At 69.6% G+C, this 21824-nt stretch carries 15 protein-coding genes; 4 read left to right on the plus strand and 11 right to left on the minus strand.

What is annotated here, in order from left to right:
* Positions 1-144 precede the first annotated feature (144 nt).
* Positions 145-4317: a beta-galactosidase gene (locus tag OO70_RS06400; RefSeq protein ID WP_043665065.1), complete on the plus strand. Its 4173-nt coding sequence runs from the start codon at positions 145-147 to the stop codon at positions 4315-4317.
* A 50-nt stretch (positions 4318-4367) separates the two neighbouring features.
* Here OO70_RS06400 and OO70_RS06405 read toward each other — a convergent pair whose 3' ends face one another.
* Entirely contained in the window at positions 4368-4559 is a 192-nt protein-coding gene (locus tag OO70_RS06405; RefSeq protein WP_043665067.1) for a hypothetical protein, read from the minus strand.
* A 117-nt stretch (positions 4560-4676) separates the two neighbouring features.
* A complete protein-coding gene (locus OO70_RS06410) occupies positions 4677-5306 on the minus strand; it encodes a TetR/AcrR family transcriptional regulator (RefSeq protein WP_043665069.1) in 630 nt (209 codons plus the stop codon).
* A gap of 195 nt (positions 5307-5501) precedes the next feature.
* On the opposite strand from OO70_RS06410, the gene OO70_RS06415 reads away from it, so the two are divergent.
* From OO70_RS06415 to OO70_RS06425, 3 genes are all read left to right on the plus strand, one after another.
* On the plus strand, positions 5502-6464 hold the full coding sequence (locus OO70_RS06415) for a zinc-binding dehydrogenase (protein WP_043665071.1): 963 nt from the start codon (positions 5502-5504) through the stop codon (positions 6462-6464).
* Between the two features lie 70 nt (positions 6465-6534).
* Positions 6535-7365: a transposase gene (locus tag OO70_RS06420; protein WP_043665073.1), complete on the plus strand. Its 831-nt coding sequence runs from the start codon at positions 6535-6537 to the stop codon at positions 7363-7365.
* Between the two features lie 253 nt (positions 7366-7618).
* Positions 7619-8410: a hypothetical protein gene (locus tag OO70_RS06425; RefSeq protein WP_051740741.1), complete on the plus strand. Its 792-nt coding sequence runs from the start codon at positions 7619-7621 to the stop codon at positions 8408-8410.
* Positions 8411-8536: 126 nt separating this feature from the next.
* Here OO70_RS06425 and OO70_RS06430 read toward each other — a convergent pair whose 3' ends face one another.
* From OO70_RS06430 to OO70_RS06465, 9 genes are all read right to left on the minus strand, one after another.
* Entirely contained in the window at positions 8537-9823 is a 1287-nt protein-coding gene (locus OO70_RS06430) for a S53 family peptidase (protein ID WP_043665077.1), read from the minus strand.
* Positions 9820-11724 (minus strand): hypothetical protein, encoded by a 1905-nt coding sequence (locus OO70_RS06435; RefSeq protein ID WP_158711414.1) that lies wholly within the window; start codon positions 11722-11724, stop codon positions 9820-9822. The genes OO70_RS06430 and OO70_RS06435 overlap by 4 nt, the downstream gene beginning before the upstream one ends.
* Positions 11725-12221: 497 nt before the next feature.
* Complete coding sequence (locus tag OO70_RS51125) at positions 12222-12875, minus strand: class I SAM-dependent methyltransferase (RefSeq protein ID WP_078651266.1); 654 nt, start codon at positions 12873-12875, stop codon at positions 12222-12224.
* Positions 12876-12955: 80 nt separating this feature from the next.
* Positions 12956-15493, minus strand: a complete 2538-nt coding sequence (locus tag OO70_RS06445; protein ID WP_063749680.1) for a RiPP maturation radical SAM C-methyltransferase — start codon at positions 15491-15493, stop codon at positions 12956-12958.
* 11 nt (positions 15494-15504) lie between these two features.
* Entirely contained in the window at positions 15505-17451 is a 1947-nt protein-coding gene (locus tag OO70_RS06450) for a B12-binding domain-containing radical SAM protein (protein WP_043665081.1), read from the minus strand.
* 199 nt (positions 17452-17650) lie between these two features.
* A complete protein-coding gene (locus OO70_RS54430; RefSeq protein WP_158711415.1) occupies positions 17651-17800 on the minus strand; it encodes a hypothetical protein in 150 nt (49 codons plus the stop codon).
* 234 nt (positions 17801-18034) lie between these two features.
* A complete protein-coding gene (locus OO70_RS06455; RefSeq protein ID WP_043665083.1) occupies positions 18035-18688 on the minus strand; it encodes a response regulator in 654 nt (217 codons plus the stop codon).
* A 4-nt stretch (positions 18689-18692) separates the two neighbouring features.
* Positions 18693-20183, minus strand: a complete 1491-nt coding sequence (locus OO70_RS06460) for a sensor histidine kinase (protein WP_078651287.1) — start codon at positions 20181-20183, stop codon at positions 18693-18695.
* 85 nt (positions 20184-20268) lie between these two features.
* On the minus strand, positions 20269-21498 hold the full coding sequence (locus OO70_RS06465) for a Clp protease N-terminal domain-containing protein (RefSeq protein WP_043665085.1): 1230 nt from the start codon (positions 21496-21498) through the stop codon (positions 20269-20271).
* Positions 21499-21824 lie beyond the last annotated feature (326 nt).

Below are 21824 nucleotides of genomic sequence, written 5' to 3' on the forward strand. Positions count from 1 at the left end.
CGGGCCGGTTCCCGGACGCGAGCCCGGGAACCGGCCCCTCAACTGTCTTATCCCGCCCCATTGTGGTGCGCCTTGCGCACCTTTACTGTTCGGCTTTGCCTGAGTCTGTTTGATGCTGTGCGCCCAGTCGGTCTGGAGGCCGCCGTGCGGGATGGTCGGAACGGTTCAGAAGGTGCGAGACCCGGTCGCCGTCGCTGGTGGAGGGCGGTCCTCGCGACAGCCGCGACCATCGCCCTGGCGGCGGGCCTGACCGCCCCGGCCACGGCCGCGGCGCAGGACGTCGGCGAGCAGCCGCCGCCCGCCGTCGCTCCGCAGACGCACACCGTGACACTCGACGGCTACTCGTTCCTCGTCGACGGCCAACGCACCTACCTGTGGTCCGGCGAGTTCCACTACTTCCGGCTCCCGAGCCCGGACCTGTGGCGCGACATCTTCCAGAAGATGAAGGCCGCCGGCTTCAACTCCACCTCCCTGTACTTCGATTGGGGCTACCACTCGCCCAAGCCGGGCGTGTACGACTTCACCGGGGTGCGGGACGTCGACAAGCTCCTGGACATGGCGCAGGAGGCCGGCCTCTACGTCATCGCCCGCCCGGCGCCGTACATCAACGCGGAGGTCGACAGCGGCGGCCTCCCCGGCTGGCTGACCACCAAGGCAGGCAACAACCGCAGCGACGATCCGCAGTTCCTGAAGTACGCGGACGAGTGGCTGACACAGATCGACCGGATCATCGCCCGTCACCAACTGACCAACGGCACCGGCTCGGTGATCGCCTATCAGGTCGAGAACGAGTACTACAACGGCTCGGCCGCTGGCCGCTCCTACATGCAGCACCTGGAGGACAAGGCCCGCGCGGACGGCATCACGGTCCCGCTGGCCGGCAACAACAACGGCACCTTCAACTCCGGTACGGGCGCCCTGGACATCGACGGCCCGGACTCCTACCCCCAGGGCTTCGACTGCTCCAACCCCGCGAAGTGGAACGGCGTCCCCGACATCAGTTACGACCACCCGGCCGGAAAACCGCTGTACTCACCGGAGTTCCAGGGCGGCGCCTTCGACCCGTGGGGCGGACCGGGCTACGACAAGTGCGCCCAGCTGATCAACGACCAGTTCGCCAACGTCTTCTACAAGCAGAACATCGCCGTCGGTGCGACCGCGCAGAGCTTCTACATGACCTACGGCGGCACCAACTGGGGCTGGCTGGGCATGCCCGAGAACTACACGTCGTACGACTACGGAGCCGCGATCCGCGAGACCCGCCAGCTCGATCCGAAGTACGACGAGGACAAACTCATCGGGTACTTCACGCAGTCGGTCGCCCCGCTGACCAAGACCGAGGCGATCAGGGCCACACCGCCGGACGACTCCGCGGTCGTCGACACCGCCCGGATGAATCCCGACACCAAGACCCAGTTCCACGTCCTGCGGCACGGCAACTCCACGTCCACCGCGGTCGACAAGACCCACATCTCGCTGGACTTCAACGCCCAGCCGACCGGGGACACCACCTACACCTGGGACGACCCCGACTCCGCGCTCCAGTACGCCGGTTCATGGTCGCACGTGGCCAACACCAGCTACACGGGCGGCGATTACAAACACACGGAGTCGTTCTCGAAGACGGCCGGCGACTCGCTCACCGTCCCCTTCGACGGCACCGCGATCCGCTGGATCGGCTCGAAGACCAACAACCACGGCTACGCCGACGTCTACCTCGACGGCACCAAGGTGGCGACGGTCGACGACTCCGGCAGCGAGAACCAGGCGGTGCTCTTCCAGAAGACCGGACTGACGCCCGGCGCACACACGTTGAAGATCGTCGTCGACGGGAACCACAGCTCGTCGTCGACGGACAACTACGTGGCCGTCGATGCCATAGACGTACCGACGGGCGACTCCGCCGGTGAGCCGACCTACCCGGTCGTGCCCCAGCAGCCCGGCACCGCGATCACGCTCGACGGACGCGACTCGCACGTCATCGTGGCGAACTACCCCCTCGGGGAAGCGCAGTTGCAGTACTCCACTTCCGAGATCATGACCAACGCGACCATCGGGGACCGGGACGTCGCCGTGCTCTACGGCGACGAGGGCAGCGACGGCGAATCCGTCCTCCGCTACGCCTCCGAGCCCACCGTGACCGCCACCGGCGGTACGGTCACGACCACTTGGGACCCGGCGACCGGTGACCTCCGCCTGAACTACTCGCACGACGGCTTGATCCGCATCAGCATCAGCGGCGACGGAAAGCGCCCGCTCCTGCTGCTCGTCGGCGACAAGGCCACGGCGAAGACCTTCTGGCGTCAGGACACGGCGAGCGGCCCGGTGCTCGTGCGCGGCACCCACCTGCTGCGGACGGCGACCAGCCTGAACGGCGGCCACACCGTGGCGCTCACCGGCGACAACGCCGACGACAAGAACATCGAGGTGTTCACCTCCGCCGCCCAAGTCGCCTGGAACGGCAGGATGTTGGACACCCACGCCACCGACACGGGGAGCCTCAACGGGAAGATCCCGGTGGCCGCCCCGATACATCTCCCGGCGCTGACCAACTGGAAGCACGCCGAGGAATCCCCGGAAGCGGCCCCCGGTTTCGACGACACCAGCTGGCAGGTGGCCGACAAGGCGACCACCAACAGCGTCTCCGGCGTCAACTCACTACCGGTCCTCTACGCGGACGACTACGGTTTCCACACCGGCAACACGTGGTACCGAGGCCGCTTCCACGCCACTGGCGAGGAGACCGGCATCCACCTGGTCTCGGACTCGGGAGGAGGTGCGCAGGCGTTCTCCGTCTGGCTCAACGGCACCTTCCTGGGCAGCTCCACCACCGGCAGCGGAGACTTCACCTTCCCGGCCGGTTCCGTGAAGTCCACCGGCGACAACGTCATCTCCGTGCTCACCGTCAACATGGGGCACGAGGAGGACTACAACTCCACCAACGGCAACAAGACCGCGCGCGGCCTGACGAGTGCCTCCCTCGTCGGAGCTCCGTTGACCTCCGTCACCTGGCGCCTCCAGGGTGTACGGGGTGGCGAGGACCTTCAGGACACGGTCCGCGGCCCGCTGTCGACGGGCGGCCTCTACGGCGAGCGGGCCGGATGGTCCCTGCCGGGCTATCCGGACGGCGACTGGAACCGCGTGTCCCTCCCGACCACCGACACCACCCCAGGCGTCTCCTGGTACCGCACCGACGCCAAGCTGGACCTGCCGCACGGCCAGGACACCTCGCTCGGGCTGACGTTCACCGACGACCCGTCACGCAAGTACCGTGCCACGATCTTCGTGAACGGCTGGCAGGTCGGCAACTACGTCAACTACCTCGGCCCGCAGCACACCTTCCCGGTCCCCAACGGCATCCTGAACCCGAACGGCCACAACAGCATCGCCATCGCCGTGTGGAACCTCGACGGCAGCACCGGCGGCCTCGGCAAGGTCGCACTGACCAACTACGGCAGCTACGCCTCGTCCCTGCGCGTCGCGCAGAACGACAGCCCGCGCTACGACGCCCGGACCTACGCGATGCCGAAGCGGCCGGGAGCGGATGTCGCCCTGGACGTACCGGACACCGCCCAGCCGGGACAGGCGTTCACCGCGCGGACGACGGTGCGGGTGCCGAAGGACCGGCGCTCTGCTTCCGGACTGACGGCGTCGCTCGCCGCGCCCGACGGCTGGAGCGTGAGTGCCACGAGCCCCACGTCGGTCAAGCGCGTGCAGCCCGGCGCATCTGCCACCTTCACGTGGAAGGTCCAGCCGCCCACCGGCACGCTGCTGTCCGCCTCGGCACTCACCACCACGGTGCACTACCGGCAGAACGGTCGGCAGGCCGTCGGCGCCGACGAGCGCATCGTCCGCGGAATCCCGCCGGCTCCGCCGGCCGGGAAGAGCGACGTGAGCGACCTGCCGTTCCTGTCCTCCACCAACGGGTGGGGCCCGGTGGAACGGGACACCAGCGTCGGAGAGCAGGCGGCCGGTGACGGTCGTCCGATCACCATCGCGGGCGTCGGCTACGCCAAGGGCCTCGGCACCAACTCCGTCAGCGACGTCGAGCTCTACCTCGCCGGACAGTGCTCGCGGTTGACGGCGGACGTCGGCGTCGACGACGAGACGGGCGGTGCGGGCACGGTGACGTTCTCCGTGATCGCCGACGGCAAGACCCTGGTCACCACACCGACGATCCGCGGCAAACAGGCCGCGGTGCCGATCGACGTCGACGTCAGCGGCGCCCAGGTGATCGACCTCAAGGTCGGTGACGCGGGCGACGGCAACGGCAACGACCACGGGGACTGGGGGATGCCGACGCTGACGTGTGACTGACGCGCCGGTGGGGGTGGGGCTTCGCCCGCGAGGCGAAGCCGCTTCCCTTCCTACGCGGTGCCGTAACCGTCGAGGAGGTGAAGCAACGCGGCGGCCTCGGCGCGGAGTTGTGCGGCTCGGTGCGCGTGTGCGGGCGCGGTCAACTGCGCCGCGGCCTCCAGTCGTTCGGAGGCTTCGGCGTTGTCCAGCGCCGCAAGGGTGGTGCGAAGAGCGCTCACCGCGGCCCTGTCGCGCGCTCGCATCGCTTCCGGCAGCGCTCGACGCATGCGAAGACGTAGAGACATGCTGGTGACCCTAGATGATCTATTCCAAGGGGTTCAGTGGTTCGTGCGTCGAGCGTGGATACCGCTCGCCCACAGTCAGGCGCTGTCCGGTGCTGCGGATACCAGTCGTGCCGCTGGTGGTAGCGGTGCGTGCTGAGGGCAGGCTTGGAACGCCTGGATCGCCAACCCTGCGAAGCGTCGGGAGGCCATGACCTGGGTGTCGGTCGATCTGGTGTGGATCCCTTTGTTGGCCATGAGGATGAGAATGAGGTCGTCCAGGACGAAGTCGGACCGAAGGCACCCTGCGTCCTTGGCCCGCTGGGCCAGTCCGGCGACCGCTTTCATCGTGTACTCACGGCCCGCGACATCCGGCGCCCCCGGAAAGGTCGACATGAAGGCTTCGCTGAAGCCCCGATCCCGCGCGTGCAGCTCACAGATCTTCTCGATCACCAGGCAAAGGCCACGCCACGGATCGGGATCGGTGCACCCGTCGTCGACGATGGCGCGACATGCGCGCAACTGGTCCGCGAAGGCTTCGGTGGCCAGCACCTGCTTGGTCGGGAAGTGACGGTACAAGGTGGCAGGTCCGACCCCCGCGCGCCGCGCGATCTCCCGCATCGGCACGTCCAGGCCGTCGGCGGAAAACAGTGCTCGGGCCGCGTCGAGGATGCGCTCGCGGTTGTCCAGCGCGTCGGAACGCAGGGTGTGAGGCAAACGGTCGGGCATGCTCTCACTTTACCCAAGCGGACGGGGGCGTCCGTTAACGTTCAAGACGTAGCAGCTCACCGAGATCATCGGGGCGCACAGCACCGGGACCGAACCCCTGCCGCGCCGTGAACCCCCCTCCCGCCGTCGGCGGCGATCGGCGGCGGGTACTGAGCACGACCGCACTTGATCGGTCCGAGAACATGGGAGACGGCATTGAAGGCAATCGCGATCCAGACGTACGGAGGTCCTGAAGGTCTGGCTGTCGTCGACCTGCCGGCTCCCGCACCTGCTGCCGGACAGGTGGTGATCGCCACCGAGGCCGTGGGCGTCGGTGGAGTCGACACCGTGATCCGAAGCGGGGCCCTGGCCGCCTACGGCTTCAAGGAGGGCCACATCCCGGGCAGCGAGGTGGCGGGCACCGTGACCGCGGTCGGTGACGGCGTCGACGCCTCATGGATCGGCGGGCGGGTGTGGGCCTTCACCGGCACCGGCGGAGGCTACGTCGAACAGGCCCTCGCGCCGGTCGAGGAGATCGTTCCCCTGCCCGTGAACCTGTCCGCAGTCGATGCGGTGACACTCGGCAGTTCCGGCGTGGTGGCCCACTTCGGGCTCCGCCACGCCCGCTTCGCCCCCGGGGAGACGGTCCTGGTGCGTGGTGCGGCCGGCAGCATCGGGATCATGGCCGTGCAACTCGCCGCTCGCGGCGGCGCCGCCGCGGTGGCGGTCACCACCTCTTCCGCCGAGCGGGGCGAGCAGCTGCGACGTCTCGGCGCGACCCACGTGCTGGACCGCTCCGGCGACGGAGGGGAACCAGCTCCCGCAGGGTATGACGTCATCATCGACGTGGTGGCCGGCAAGGCCATGCCGTCGTTCTTCGACCGGCTCAACCCGAACGGCCGCATGGTGGCCGTGGGCGCTGTCGCAGGCCAGCCACCGGCGGACTTCGGCACGAAGATCATGGCGGCGTTCCAGAAGTCGATGTCCTTCGCCGCTTTCAGCGCATCCACCGTCACCGGAGCCGACCGGCGTGCAGTGCGGAGCGAGCAGTTCGCCGCAGCGAGCCGGGGTGAGATCGAAACAGTGGTGCACGAGGTGCTGCCACTGGATGCAGCCGTGCTGGCGCACCAGAAAATGGACGCGGGCGAGGTCTTCGGCAGGATCGTGCTGACACCGTAGTCGAAGGTATCCACGCCGGGACTGCCACGATCCCCTGCTCAGTCGAGGCGAGGGAGTCCAATGGCGGTGCGTGAACACAGAGTTGGACTCCCTCGCGATCGCGCTCTACGTGAAGACCGATGATCTACTGAAGGGATCGCCGCAGTTCGGGCCATGGCGGCCGGCTGTGGGCATTGCGCCGCAGCTCAGCGACGCCGAGCCAGTGACCCTGGCGATGATGCAGGCCATGCTCGGCTTCACCTCCGAGGCGCGGTGGCTGAGGCACGCTCATGCCCACCTGCGGTACCTCTTCCCCTACCTGCCCAAGCAGCCCGGCTGCAACAAGTGCCTGCGCAAGTCCGCAGACCTCGTCCGCCACGTGACCCGCATGCCGGCCTGGGACACCACGCTGTGGAGCGACGACGTATGGGTCGTGGACTCCACGCCGGTTGAGTGCGGCCGTTCCCGTGAGACCGTCAAGCGCTCCGACCTGGCCGGATGGGCCCAGTACGGGTACTGCGTCAGTCGCACGCGTTACTTCTGGGGACTGCGGCGGCACCTGGTCTGCACACTGCACGGCCTGCCCGTCGCCTTCGCACTGACGGGGGCCAAGGCCGATGAACGCGAGACCCTGCTGGACCTGCAACGGCTGGCCGAGATGGGTGTCCGGCTGCTGCGGCCGGCCCGCAAAGGCGAGACCGAGCGGCCCGGATCGCAGCTGTTCAAGCCGCTGCGGCAGGTCATCGAGTCGATCAACGAAACCTTCAAGGGGCAACTCGACCTCGAACGGCACCGCGTCCGCACTCCCGGCGGAGTGGCCGTCCGCGTCCTGCAACGCTTCCTCGCCCTCACCGCCGCGATCTGGCACAACGACCACACCGACCAGCCACTCCTGCGCGCCCTGACCGCCTACGACCACTGAACCACTTGGAATCGATCATCTAGGGCGGCGCCCCGGAACCCACAACGCGTTAGGCGTGCAACCGTGCGGGGTGATGCTCCTCGCTGTCTTCGTTCGCGGGTCCTGACCGTCTCCCTGCTCGGCGGCTGCGGACACTGATCCGAAGAACAGGGCAACCAGGACCGTCCCTCGCGGGTCTAGCCACCGATGACACACCATCAGGTTTCGTCGTACACGGGGAGGCGGCGAACCTGGCGTCCCGAGGGGGGACTTCATGCGTATGCGCCCGACCGTCGCCGTCACTTTCCTGACGGCCACCCTTTCCGTATCGGTGCTTCCGGCCACCGCCCACGCGGCGGACACGGCCGCTGCTGACGACACCACGTTCTCGAACGTCGTGGTCAACGGCGGCAAGGACATCGTGCTCGGCCTGACCACGAGAACGACCGTCACGATCACGTGGACGGCCCGGGACCCGGAGGGTGTTGCCGCGTCCTGGGCCTACCTGTGGCACGGGCCCAACACCGACGACGCCGACGGCGTTCTGCCGCTGTACCCACCGGCGGGAACATGCGTGGTGTCGCCGGCCGACCCGACCACCTCCACCTGCAAGGTGAACCTCGCTGTGGACGCCGTGCGGGACTTCGACCACAACGGTCTTGCCGGCGCCTGGAAGGTGCTGGCCGGGGCGCAGGACACCAAGGACGGCTGGACGGAGATCGACGCTGCCGGCACGGCGAACTTCAAGCGGTACGCCAAGCTGACGGTCAACGCGTCGCCCGAGCCGGTGAAGAAGGGCAGGACGATCACGGTCACCGGGAAGCTGACCCGCGCCGACTGGGGGAGTGGCACCTACACCGGCTACAAGGGCCGGCCGGTCCAGCTGCAGTTCCGTAAGAAGGGCAGTTCCACCTACACCGCGCTGAAAACCGTCACCAGCGGCGTCGGCGGCACGCTGAAGACCACCACCAAGGCCAAGACGGACGGCTACTACCGTTTCGTCTTCACCGGTACCTCCACCACCGGACCGTCCACGGCGACAGGTGACTTCGTCGACGTCAGGTGACGAACCGCGCCTGTGCCCGCCTGCCGACGTGGTGGCGACGGTGTCGTCGCGGGCCAGGGGCCGTTCTCGGCAGAAGTGAGAACGGCCCCTGCTGTTTCCGCGGGGCGCCGCGGTCACGGGTGTCGGTCAGAACCCGGCCGTGCCGTTCGGGGAGCCGAGGCCTGTCGGGGCGTCGTAGCCGGACAGGGCGGTGCAGAGGTAGCTGGTGGTCGGGCAGTCCTGGTTCTCGCCTTTGGTGGAGACGCTGCCGCCGGAGATGTCGTGCAGGTGCCGGCGGCGGGCGTAGAGACGGGAGGCGTCGTCGATCTGGCCGGTGTTGCCGGCCAGCGCGTAGACGCCCGCGATGAACGGGGACGAGGCGCTGGTGCCGCCGACGATGAACCAGCCCGGCGTGATGCCGTACGGGTTGGGAGTCGTGTCGTAGACGGCATAGCCGGTGGCCGGGTCCGCGTCGGCCGAGACGTCCGCGACGGTACGCCCGGGGCAGGCGGTGTCGTGCTGCCAGGACGGCTTGTCGAACCAGGCGGAGCAGGCCGAACCGGCCGCGGAGCCCTTGGCGTTGAGCGCCCATGCCGTCTCGGACCAGCCGCGTGCGGTGGAGGTCGCAGGGGTGAGGGTGGTGCCGCCCACGGCGGTCACCGTCGGGAGGTCGGCCGGGAAGGGGGCGGCGAGTTGGTAGCCGGAGTCGCCGCTCGAGGCGGTGATGGCGACGCCGGGGTGGTCGTAGGCGGAGGCGTAGGTGGAGGTGGTGGAGTTCTCGGCGGCGGAGTAGCTGTTGGAGACCGCGTTCGCGCCGAGCGCTACGGCGGTGTTCTCGGCCGCCGCGAGGGCGGGCAGGGACGCGCTGTCGCCCTCGACCAGCGTGATGTGGCACGCCGGGCAGGCGGCGGACGCGGCCTGGAGGTCCAGGCTGGTCTCGACCGCCCAGGAGCCGTTGGCCACAGGGAGCGGGGAGGCCGCGCCCGACTGGTTGGTCTTGGTGAAGCAGCCGTTGGCGGTGGTGCAGGGCGGCAGCCCGTACGTCGAGCGGTAGACGGCGAGGTCCGCCTCCGCGGTCGGGTCGTCGTAGGCGTCGACGACGGCCACCGTCATGCCCGTACCGCCGCCGGCGGCGATCGCAGGGCCGAGTCCGTACGCCGACTGGAGGTCGGCCGGGCCGTAGCCGGCGGGCAGTGACGCCGCGCCGTCCGGGGTGGCCGTGGCGGCCTTCTTGTGCGCGGCGCCGGGACGCAGCCGCGACAGGCAGCGGGCGTATCCGGGTCTCGCGGTGCCGCAGACGTCAACTGCGGTCGTGGTAGGGGTGGTTGAGGTGGCTGTGGTCTCGGACGGGGTGGCTGCCGACGCGGGTACGGCGACCGCGGCGCCGAGGAGGAGTGCGGCGGCGAGCACCCGCCGGTAGAGGGGTCTGGTCACTGTGAGGTCTCCTGCTCCTGGTAGGCGCGCGTCACCGTCTGGTCGATCCGGTTGCCCGCGCCGTCCCAGGCGGAGACCCGTATCGCGACGTAGCCGTCCCCGCCGGTGGCCGGGGCTGTGAAACGGGCGCTGAAGCGGCCGTTGCCGCCGGACGTCGCGGCCGGGATCCAGGTGGCGCCGTCGTCGTAGGAGAGCGACACGGCTGCCCCGTTGACGGCGGGCGCGACGGACCGCTCCTGGTGGTCCACGTCCAGGTGGAGCGTGTGCGGTCCCGCGGTCAGGGAGTTGGTGGGGGAGCTGTCGGTGTCGTAGTACGCGAAGAGCAGGGGCAGCGGTGAGCAGCTGCTACTGCCGTCCACGCAGCTCCAGTTGGCGGGGACGGGCTTGCCGTGGCCCGGGTCGGCGGTGAAGGTCCAGGTGGTCCGGGAGGAGGGGGACAGCGGGAGCGTGGTGATCGCGCGGTCGACGTTCTCGACGAGCTGGTAGCGGGCCCGGCCGCCGGGGACCGTGACCGTGGTGAGCAGCGGCCCGGAGTCGGCGGTGGCGATGCGGGTGCCGTTACGGAGCAGCTGGAGGGAGCTGGAATCGGACTGGCCGGCGGGCACCGTGTCCAGACCGGCCGAGGAGCCCGGCGTGTTGTCGTTGAACGGGTAGATGTTGAACTGGAGTTGGCCCGTGGCCGAGCAGGCCGCGCAGACCACGGCGGTGCCCGCGCTGCCCAGCCGTACGCCGGGGTGCTGTGCGCCGGAGAAGAAGTTCTCCGTGGTGTGGGCGCCGGGGGTGTAGGTGCGGGGCGAGGTCGTGGTCTCGTCGTAGCCGGGCGTGGTGCCGTCGAGGATGGTGAGCCACAACAGGTCCCGGCCCCCGGTGAAGTACTCGGTCCGGCTGGTGCCCAGGGTCACCTGGCTGAGCCCGTGCAGCCCGAACAGCCCGCTCCCACCGTCCCAGCGGGCGGCGGCGGTGTTGGCGCTGAGCACCTGGCGGTCGGTGCCCGGGGTCGCGTAGGTGCGGGTGACCGTGGCGAGCGAGGCCGGGTCCACGGTGGTGGGGAAGGCGGCCGGGACATGGTCGAACGGCTCGACGACGTGGTACTGGTACGGGCTCGCCGCGTCGGCCGGTGAGGTGAACTCGTAGGCCGGGTTGATCGCCAGATGCCCGTGTCGGGTCGGCCGGGAGGGGTTGAAGGCGTAGGTCACCGGGGTGGAGCTGAGGTTGAAGAGGTCGAACCAGTCGCCGGAGCTCGCCGTGGTCCCGGCGCCGTCGCCCGCAGCGATGCCCACGCTCGACGACTCCAGTACCGACGGGCGCGGGGTCGTCGGGGGCCGTGCGGTGACCGTCGCGGTGCGCAGGTCGAGGGTGATGGCGGTGCCGTCGCCGACGGTGAAGTTCGGATCGATCACGAAGCGGTAGCTGGTCGCGCTCTCGAAGCGGAAGATCATGGCCGCGTAATGGCCCTCGGGCACGGCCATCCTGGCGGTGCCGCCAAAGGTGACGACGAAGGGCCGGGCCACGGTCTGGTGGTCCAGGTTGGTGAGCAGGACGACTTGGGTGGCAGGACTCCCGTCGTCGCCCAGGGTGTTGATGGTCAGCCGACCGAGCCGGTAGCTCGCGTCGGAGGCGGCGGCTGTCGGCCCGGCGGGCGCTGCCAGCCCGCACTGGCTCTCGGCGAGTGCGGTTGTGTCGTACGCGGACGGATCGACGGCGCCGCTGGTCAGCGAGGCCATCGCACGTGCGGGCAGCAGCAGTTGATGCCCGCCGGCGTTGACGCCGACCACCGCCGCGGCGCTCGCGTCGGCGGGCCTGGCGGTCTCCCGCCCGCCGGACTCGGTCACGACGGCCTTCGTGCCGCCGGGCAGGGTTATCTCGCAGGGGGCCGCCTGATCGGCCGGACCGGTTGTCACGGTGGCTGGTGCCGCTGGCGAAGAGGAAGGAAAGAGGGCAAGGGCTGCCGCTGCGGCAATCGCGCAGAATCCGGCGAAAGGTCTGGTGCAATGGAGCAAGGCTGACTCCTTGCAAATCGCGTGTACCGCGCTTGGCTTCCGCGGGCGCGGCATGCTCTGGGCGGGCGGCAAGATCGAACACCTTGCCGTCACTTACTGTCCAGAGCATGGCAAGCGAAATTGCGCCAGAATGGCGCGTATATCTCTTGATCAGGCCCGTGTGTTACGGGTCCGGGCTCGTCAAGGAGGGAGGCGGCTGGTAGGAATTGGCTTGATCTCGCGCACCATGCAAAACGGTTGCGGAATTCTCCCGTCGCGCCCAATTTGCGTCCTTCTCGCAAATCGCTGCGGAGCGATATATCCCTCCTTGAAACCGATCCGGGGAATTCCTTGAGGGAATTCGCGTACGCAATAGCGCGGCGGCATCGGCCGGGTCACTCGCGTTGTACGGCGCCGGCTCACTCGTCAGTGACTACGGACTGTCGGCGCAGTACGGCGTACCGGGCCGGCCAGTCGGTGATGCCCGCCCGGCGGCCGAAGTCGGCGATGCGCTGGTGGACGACCGTGAACCAAGGGGACACCGCGCGCAGGAAGGTCTCCTCGGTCGTCCACGAGGGGCCGTTCGTCTGGTCGAGGGCTGACTCCGGGGCAAGGGCGGCGGCGCCGACGTGCAGCCACAGACCGCCGGGACCGCACACGCGGGCCATCCCGGCCGCGAACGCGCGGCGCTCGCGATCGGTCGGGCAGGTGTGCAGAACGCCGCGGTCCAGGACCACCGGGAAGACATCCGGCCGGCCCGGCCCGGTGATGTCGGCGACCTCGTAGCGGACCGCCGTCTTCGGGGCGGTGCGGCGGCGTGCCTCGGCGACGGCCCGCGCGGAGAAGTCGCAGGCCGTCACGGTGTAGGCCTGATCGGCGAGCCACCGCGCGGTGGTGCCGAGGCCGCACCCCACCTCCAGCACCCGTTGCGGAGGCGGGGCGTACGCCGCCAGGAGTTCGCCCAGCACGGGGTGGGGCTCCTCGTCCCAGTGGGCGGGCAACGAGGCGTAGGTGTGGTCCCACTCCCGTGCGGTGAGGGACCGCACCGGTGACATTGCCTGTGCGTCATCCATGGACAACTGCCCTCCGCTGTCGGTTCGACCGCTGCCCTGCCGGTGCGGCCGGTCTCCGCGGCGTGTTCGTCCCAGCTGCCTCACACCACCGCCGGCCAACGAAGGATGCGCGAGGGCATCCACCACAGGAGGGAACCCGCGCGGTGAACGAGACCCGCCTTCAGGAACGGGTCGATCTCCTGCGGCCGGAAGTCGTCGGCGGGTGCGCCGGCGAGGAGTGCGGAGAGCTTCCCCTCGTTCGGATCGGCCATGACGATGCGCCGTTGTGTCCCGTGCCGATGGTCGTTGATCTCAACGAATCCCCTGCCCCTGCGGTAGCCGCACTTGTTCATGTGGAACGCGGCACGCCATTGCTCGACGATGGCGTCTCCCCCCGGGCCGGCCACGGTGCGCGGGGGATGGAGATGGCTGAACAGGTGCCATCGCTCGGTGTCCGGGCCGAGGTCGACCTCCCAGTCGACCGATATGCCGTGCCCCGTCAGATCCCTTACGTGCGTGAGGGCCTGGACCGCCTGCCGCGCGTCGTCACCGTGGCCGTGCGGCAGGAGCACGGGTGCGGGGAGGGCGACATGCCGGGCGCCCAGCTCGGTCAGTCGTGCCAGGGTGCGCGCGGGCACCTTCTCGTACGGCACGTCGCCGAGCCGCATGCCGCTCCTTTCGCAGGTCTCCGCGTCCCGTTCGCGCCAGCACCGAAGTGCTGACGCATCCCCGGGCGTCTCCCGGGGCGTGTCGTCGCTCAACAACGCGGGCACCAGAGCGGGGGTGTTCGCTGAGGTGACCCAGCGCATCAGATCCTGGTTGGCGGCCACGGGTACGACGTGGACGATCAGTCCGTCGTCCTCGAACAGCAGTCCGTGGGCGTGCCAGTGGGCGATGAGCCGTGACACGTCCTCGTCGGTGACGGCGTGGCCCTGCGCGCGCAGCTTCGTGCTGAGTACGCCGGGTGTGCGCGGGTGCTCCAGCAGACGGAGGGCGGACAGCTCCCAGCCCTCGACACGCATGCTGCGCCACTCGAAGCCGGGCCGGGTGTTGGTGAGGACGACGTTGTCCCCCAGGTCGCACTGGGTCAGCCGGCCGTGGGCGTGTGAGCCGCGCCAGGTGTCCACCGCCTTGTGGAGACGTTCGGCGCAGGCTGCCGTGATCCCCTGGTGCGCGGCGTCGAAGAGGTACGCCATGTCATGGAGGTCCCCTTCCGGAAGGTCGTAGATCACCGCGTAGTGCGCCGCAGGCCGGAGGTCGCCGAAACCCAGTTCCGGCCGGTTGAAGTAGGGGCTGAAGCGTTCGATGGCGATGCGGGTGACATCGCTCGGCGGCGCGAGGTGCTGGAGTGCGGGGAGTTGGCGGATCACGGAGTCGTAGTCCTCCTCCGTCTCGCCGGGGAAGCCGAACAGGTAGTTCCACACGACTCCCAGACCGACCGACTGGGCGTCGCGCAGCATGCGGACGTTCTGGCAGCCGGTCACCCCCTTGTCCATCAACCCCAGTACCCGGGTGCTGAGACTCTCGATGCCGGGCTGCACGTAGTGGATGCCGGCCTCGATCAGGGAGGCGAGCTGTTCGCGGCGCATGTTGGACTTGATCTCGTAGCTGATGCGCAGGTCGTACCCCGCCTCGATGAGCCTCGGGACGGCCGACCTCAGATACGTCATGTCGAGGATGTTGTCCGCCACGGCCACATTGAGTACGCGGTGGCGTGCGGTCATCTCGATCAGTTCGTCCACGAACCGGTCGGGACTCTTGCTGCGGAACTCCATGAAGGAGCCGTTGAGACCGCAGAAGGTGCAGTGGTGCTTCTGCCCCCACCAGCAGCCGCGCGAGCTCTCGACCACCAAGTGGGGCTCGGCCAGGGAGCCGGCCCGTGCTGCCGCGTGCTGCTCGAAGTAGTCCGTGTAGTCGGGCACGACCAGCGCCGACTGTGGCAGCGGGGCCGCGCTCATCGGGTTGGCGTGCGACATTCCCTGCGCGTCGCGCCAGCACAGGCCGGGGATGCCGGAGGGGTCCGCCGAGTCCCGGACGCAGGCCAGGAGTTGGGGGAAGGCGACCTCGCCCTCACCGCGGCAGACGAAGTCGACGAAGGGGAATCCCCTGTGCAGCGCGGCCCCTTGGGGCCCGTCGCAGTTCCCGCCGCCGAGCACCACCGTGACGTGCGGGGCGAGGCGCTTCACCAGCCGTGCCGCGGCCAGCACCGCGCTGTTCTGGGCGAAGGTCGTCGAGAACGCGACGACGTCCGGCCGGTCGGCGAGGACCCTGCCGACCAGGTCGGCCACGTACTCGGGTGCCAGAGCGTGCAGCGCCCTGCCCTTGGCGAGCATCTCCTCGGGCACGGTGTCGAGGACCAGATCGGCGAACTCGGAGTCGCGCCAGTGCGGGTCGTCGTAGAGAGCCGACGAGAAGATCCACTCGCTGTACCCGGTGAAGTACGAACTCCAGCAGAACTCGTACTCCGCCCGGGTCAGTCCGACGCGCTCGGTGATCCAGTCCAGATAGTCGAGGTTGGCGTGGACGACGTCGATCCGGTCGGCCGGGAACTCGTCCGTGACGCGGCGCTTGAGGATGCCGAGGGCGAGGGAGGGGAAGTCGATCGACGCCCAGGGCATGTTGATGAGCGTGATGTGCACTCAGGGCTCCTTCAGCGGGGCTCACGGTGGGCCGATGTCGGTTCCCGGCTGACGGAGCCGGCTTCCACGACGCGGAGCTTGTCGAGCAGATGCCTTCCCCGCGGACTCAGGGCGATGAGCGGATCCCCCGGTTCGGGGCCGCACACCACGTGGTCGTCGGGCAGGGAGTAGATCTGTTCCCGGACGAGGTCGGCCAGGAGAAGGGAACCGGGGTCCGGGCTGAGACGTTGGGGAACGACCCGTGTCCACGAGTGCGGGAACAGGACGTCGGGTCCGGGCGGTGGGCCCGGTTCCGTGGCGGGAGACGGGATTCTCCGGGGGCGGGGAGCGGATGCCGGGTGGCGCATTCTTCTCAGCCGTCGCAGTGCCTCCGCCCGCCCGGCTCCGCCGGGGACCGCATGCGGTCGGCCGACTCTGCCGCCCAGGTAGTTGAGTTCTCGGTTGTCCGCCAGCGAAGCGGAATCCCCGAGGACCACGCCGTGCCGCTCGGGGTGGGCGGCGAGACGGGTACCGGGTTCGACGACCAGGAGCTCCAGGACGTCGATGGAGAACCTGTCCCTGTTGCGTTCGAGGAAGCCAAGTGACTCGGCGGCTTCCTGAGCCGTTTCGTCCAGCAGCCCTCCCATCACCGAGAAGTTGACCCGTATGTCGACCGCCGCGAGGTTGTCGAGGATGGTCTGGAAGTCGGCTGCGCGCACGCCCTTGTCGAGTCTGTCCAGGACGCGCTGTGATGTTCCTTCGTAGCCGATGGCCATGCCCTCGCAGCCCAGGTCCGCGAGCTCCCGGCAGAAGTCGGTGTCCAGGAGGACCGGTTCGAGCCGGTTGCGCGTGTTGAAGCGGATGCGCGGGCCGTCCTCGCGCAGCAGGCGCAGGGCTTGGACGAGCAGCCGCAGATTCGTGTTCTCGTCCACGACGGTGACGAAATCGATGCCCGTGCGCGTCACGACGGACCGGATCGTGCTCGCCAACTGCTCGGGCGAGGCCTGCTGGTAGGCGCCGCGTTCGAGGGAGCGGTTGCCGTAGGAACAAAAGACGCAGCGCCCCCAGTAGCAGCCCACGCAGGACACCACCGAGACGACAACGATGTCGTTGAGGTAGGAACGTATCTTCAGGCCGTCGTAGTCCGGAGCGCCGAGATCCCTGAAGTGCAGCGCGGGCGGTCGGGCGGGGCTCGTGGCGCCGGACGGGGTGAGCCAGCGCATTCCCGGTACGTCGGAGCGCGGCGCGGTACCCGCGAGGTGAGCCAGCCACCGCTCCAGAGGCTCTTCCCCCGCAGTGGTGCACAGCGCCTCCACGCTGGAGCGGACCGATTCCAGGGCTGCGAGGTCATCGTGCCGCAGCATGACCTGCGGGCCGCCCAGGCAGACGCGGGTACCGGGCCGAAGACGTCGTATCCACCGGGCGATGAGCAGTGCCGGCGGCACCTGGCTGAAGAAGGCCAGGGACAGACCGACCACGCGCGGCGCGGAGCGGTCGAGTGTTTCCTCCAGGAGGTCGTGGAGCGTCCGGGTCGCGAAGTCCAGGGAATCCCGCGGCAGTTCGGCCAGGCGGAGCACGGCATCATCCAGCGACGGCAGGTCGTCCCAGACCTGTGACAGGGGGGAGTTTTCGAGGGGGAGCCGGGCGGCCTGCCGTGCCAGCCGCACCGCGCGCACCGGTCCGAGCCCGGGGGAGGGGACCTTCTCCCGTACGAAGTCCTTGATCTCGTCCAAGTGTTGCGCGCACACGTCGGCCGCGGCTGCCCGGAACCAGGTGGGCAGACTGGAGGCCGTTCGCAGGGCGCCCGCCCGGTGCTCCAGCGTCGGGCGGTCGAGCAGGCGATGGACGAGTTCGAGATTCAGATCGGTCTGATCGGCGCTGTAGCCGGCGCGCCGGACGTGACCGGTGAGATAGGGCAGGCTCAGGTAGGGGAACAGGGTGGCTTCCGCGAGCGGCGGAAAGAGCAACAGCAGGTCCATGCGTTCCGTCCTGCTCCGGATGATGGGGTGACCGTTCGCGCGTGTCGAGGCGAGGCCTGGTTCGGAGAGAGCGATCCGTTACGACGCGGAGGGCGGAACGACCCGGTTGCGACGCGGAGAGTGCAGGGGCTCACAGGTGCCCGGGACGGACCCGTCCGTGCACACGGTGAGCCCCTTCCCGAAGTGAGTGGGGAGAGCGTCAGCTCGCCGGCGTCCCGGAGGGGCGGTCGGCGTTCTTCGCGACGTAGCTGTAGGCGGTCGGGGATCCGCCGACGTGCAGTTCGTCCATCTCGATCACGGTCAGTTCACCGAGATCGCTGTCGGACTCGGTAGTGACCTGTATTTCCATCGGACCTCCCGGCTGGGATGGAGTCCGGAATGCGGAACGCAAGTCCGGATGCAAGACATTGAGAACGGTCACAGTCATGGCATGTGCCAGTCAAGTGGCGAAATCCAGTCATGATCGACGATGCGGAATGGATTCGTCCGTCATCTCTACGGCTCACACCACTCCCGCGGACGTGACCCAGTTGCGCGCGCACATGGGCGTGAGCCGCGAGACGAGGAGGGCGGAGGGCGAGGCTCAACGGTCGGTGAGCAGTCCGGCGTCGTGGGCGAGGACGGCGGCCTGTACGCGGTTGGCGCAGCCGGTTCGAGTGAGGATCCGGCTGATGTGTGCCTTGACCGTGCCGGCGCTCAGATACAGCTGATCGGCGATCTCCGCGTTGGACAGGCCGGTGCCGAGCAGCCGCAGGACATCCCGTTCGGCCGGGGTCAGTTCGTCGGTCCTGCGCAGGGCGGCTTCGGTGTCGCGGCCGGACCGTACGTGCCGTTCCAGCAGCTGCCGGGTGATCCTGGGCGCGAGGACGGGTTCACCCCTGGCGGCGAGTTGCACCGCTCGGATCAGCTCGATGGGACCGGTGTCCTTGAGGAGGAAACCGCTCGCACCGGCGCGCAGGGCACGCGTGACGCTCGCTTCCTCGCCGAACGCGGTCAGCATGACGACACTGGTGCGGGGCGAGAGCCGCGTGATGTCCTCGGCGGCGCCGATTCCGTCCCGGGTGGGCATCTGGATGTCGAGGAGGGCGACGTCGATGTCCTGGGTGCGGCATGCCGCGGCGGCTTCCCGGCCGTCGCCCGCCTCGGCGACCACCTCGATGTCCTCTGCGTTCTCCAGGATCAGCCGGATTCCCGCGCGCATCAGTGCCTCGTCGTCGGCGATCAGGACTCGGATCATCGGCTCATCGTAGGGCTGCCGTCGTTAGCTGTACGACGAGGAAGCCCACCGTCGGCAGGACCACGAGCAGCGCCACACACCCCGATCCCAGGACTCGCGGCCAGGTCAGGATCTCGTCCGGCAGCGGGGCAGAGGCCCCTTCCTGCCCGATGCCGCCGGAGGGAGGACGGGCCGGGTCGGGAGGGGTTTCGGTGAAGGCGCCGTCAAACGCGGCGGGTTCGAGGGGCTTTCCGTGGGTGGGCAGCCAAGCTGCCATGCGGAAGCCGCCGTTCGTCAGGACGCCCGCTTCGAAGGTGCCGCCGAGGAGCGAGATCCGTTCCTGGCAGCCGGCCAGCCCGCTGCGGCTCCCCTCCAGGGACTGGTCCGCCGCGCGCGCCGCCGTGTTGGTGACGGACACCTCGATCCCCTCGCCCGTGTCTTTGACCTCCACCTTGGTGGGCGCACCGGATGCGTGTTTCAGTACGTTCGTCAGCCCTTCGCGGATCACCCGGTGGATCGCCTGACGCGTACGGAGGTCCACCTCGGCCGTGTCGGGAACGGACCAGTCCAGCTCGACCGTGCTGCCCGTCTGCCGGGATTCCGTCACCAGAGTGGTGATGTCCGCACGCGTTCCCCTCTCGTCCCCGGTCCTGCCCGTCGGATCCGTGATGTCCACGTGCCGCAGGACGCCGAGGATGTCGCGGAGTTCCCCCATGGCCGTACCGGCGGTCGTGCGCAGCAGCTCGGCCTGTTGGACGAGGGCGGGTGCCTTCCGCGCGGCGGCGAGTTCCAGCGCCCCGGCGTGCAGGGAGATCAGGCTCAGCCGGTGGCCCAGGAGATCGTGCATCTCTCCCGCGATCCGGGTCCGCTCCTCGGCACGGGCAGCCGCGGCGGTCAGCGTGCGGGTCTGTTCCAGAAAGGCGTTGCGTTCCCGCAGCAGGCCGACCAGGGGCCGCCGCCGCCCCAGCAGGGTCCCGGCCAGGGTGGGCAGCAGCAGAAGCAGCACCGCGGAGAGGGCGTTGCCCGCCAGTTCCGACAGCAGGGGTTCGGAGCGGACCAGGGCACGGGCGACGGTCAGGACACCGACGGCGGCGCAGGCCACCCCGGCGACCTGCCACGCCCGCCGCGACGGTGCGATGCGACGGGTGGCGGACAGCACGACCAGCGGCACCACCGCCAGTGTCCATACGTTGTGACCCACGAGCAGCAAAGAGGTACAGAGGACCGTGGCCACCGGCCGCACGCGCCGAGCCGGGACGAGCAGCGCCGCCCATATCCCCTCCAGCACCGCCGACACCGGCCGCTCCGGGGGCGCCGACAGCAGCGGCAGCAGGCAGAAGGCTGCCGCCAGGGCACAGGCCAGCGCCTCGACGACGACAGTACGGCGCTCGGCGGCCCGCACCGCCGCCCAGCTCTCCACCGCCTCGTTGCGCACCCGCCCGAGCGCACCCGTCAGTGTGCGTCCCAGCCGTACGGACGGGCCCAACACCCGGGTCTCCTCGGGTACCTGACTCATCATCACCCCTGCCCCGCCACCATGGATCTCCCGGGCGGAACGGTAGCTGCCGCGGCGGCGGTCGCCGCACGGCGGGCCCCCGGTGTCATGCGCCCAGCCGGAGACTCAGCTCCGCCCGCAACGCCGGCACGTCCACCTGGCCGGCGGCCAGCAGCCGTGCGACCACGCGGTCGGCCCCGGCGTCCGCCTCCGTCGCCGACTCGTCGAGCAGCGCGGACAACAGGTGCACCGTACCGACCGTGGACGCACCGTGCTCGGCGGCGGACAGCCGTGCGAGGGCCAAGGTCCGGTCGGCGGCAGTGGAGAGCCGCACACCGGCGCCGCCGGGAACGACGGCGGACGCGATCGTCGAAGCCGAAGAGACCAGGGAAACCTGCCGTACGCCGTGGCGGCGCAGCAGAGTTGGAGCAGCGTTGGCGTCCGACAGACTCCCGGGAAGCGAGTGTCCGGCGACGGACAGTGCCCGGTCCAGGGCCAGTATCCCCAGCAGGAGATCCACCGGCTCCGCTGCCGTGCGCCCGCACCGTACCGCCTGCCGCACGGCCTCGACGTTCACCGCGAACAGAACCGGCGAGCCGTTCACGGCGGCCCCGGAGGTCCACGAAGTCATCGCGCGCGTCAGGCGGTTACCGCTCCTGCCCAGCGTTCCGGCCCGGCGAAGAAGGGTGACACCGCGGGATTCCGGTCCCTCGGTCTGCGCCGGGGCGCCCGCGTCCAGTCCGTCGAGCACGGTTGCCGCGGTGGCCGGATCCAGCCCCCGCAGCGCAAGGGCTTCCCGTGCCCTGCTGTCCGGCAGGCCCAGCAGCGCACGCGCCACATGCCGGCAGCGCACCGAGACGGTCCCCTCGGCGCGGGCCGACCCGAGCGCGAGCAGCAGGCACCCGCGCATCGCCCCGGTCATCCCGGGCGGCACCGGACCGCTCTCCGAAGCCGATCCGCGCGCACCGAGTCCGAAACGCCACCGCGCCTCACGCCAGGCGGCATCGACCTCCGCCCCATCGGCTTCCACGCCGGCCGCGACCGGCACACCCTGCACCTCGTCGTCGCTCACCCAACCGCGGCCCGCACGGCCGGAGATCACGCCGCTGAGCGCACCGGCCTTCCGCATCCCCGGGGCGATCGCCGCACCGGCGTCCGTGTCCCCCATCACGAGCGCGCCCAGCAGGGTGTCCGTCCCCACGACCGGCACCTCGCTCCTGACCGCACGGCGCAGTGTCTCCACGAGCAGGTCCATGACGTCCGGCTCGAACTCCGTGGTCGCTCCGACCACGGCCGTGGTGTCGTCGTGTGTTCCGGTCGTCCCTCGCTGGTCCATCGAACATTCCCCTCGAAGCGCGGTGGCCTGGTCCGAACGACGCTAGGCGCACCTCCGCCGCACCGCGTCGGCCGACCGGCCACACTCCCGGTCCGATCGGCGAACCGGCTGCGGAACATCAGCGACCCTGGGCACCCGGCCGTGCGAAGACCGTTCGTTTCCCGCGTCGCCGACTCCGCCCCGCAGCAGCGCGCTGGCCGACGCCGACGCACCCGATCCCCAACCTGAACGACACGGTGGACCGGTGCGCGAGCGGGGCTGCCGGGTGGTGTGCGGGGCTACGGGTTCACGCCGGCTGGAGAGTTCGTCATGCCGGCGAAGGGCGA

Source organism: Streptomyces xylophagus (genome assembly GCF_000716435.1).
GTDB classification, from domain to species: domain Bacteria; phylum Actinomycetota; class Actinomycetes; order Streptomycetales; family Streptomycetaceae; genus Streptomyces; species Streptomyces xylophagus.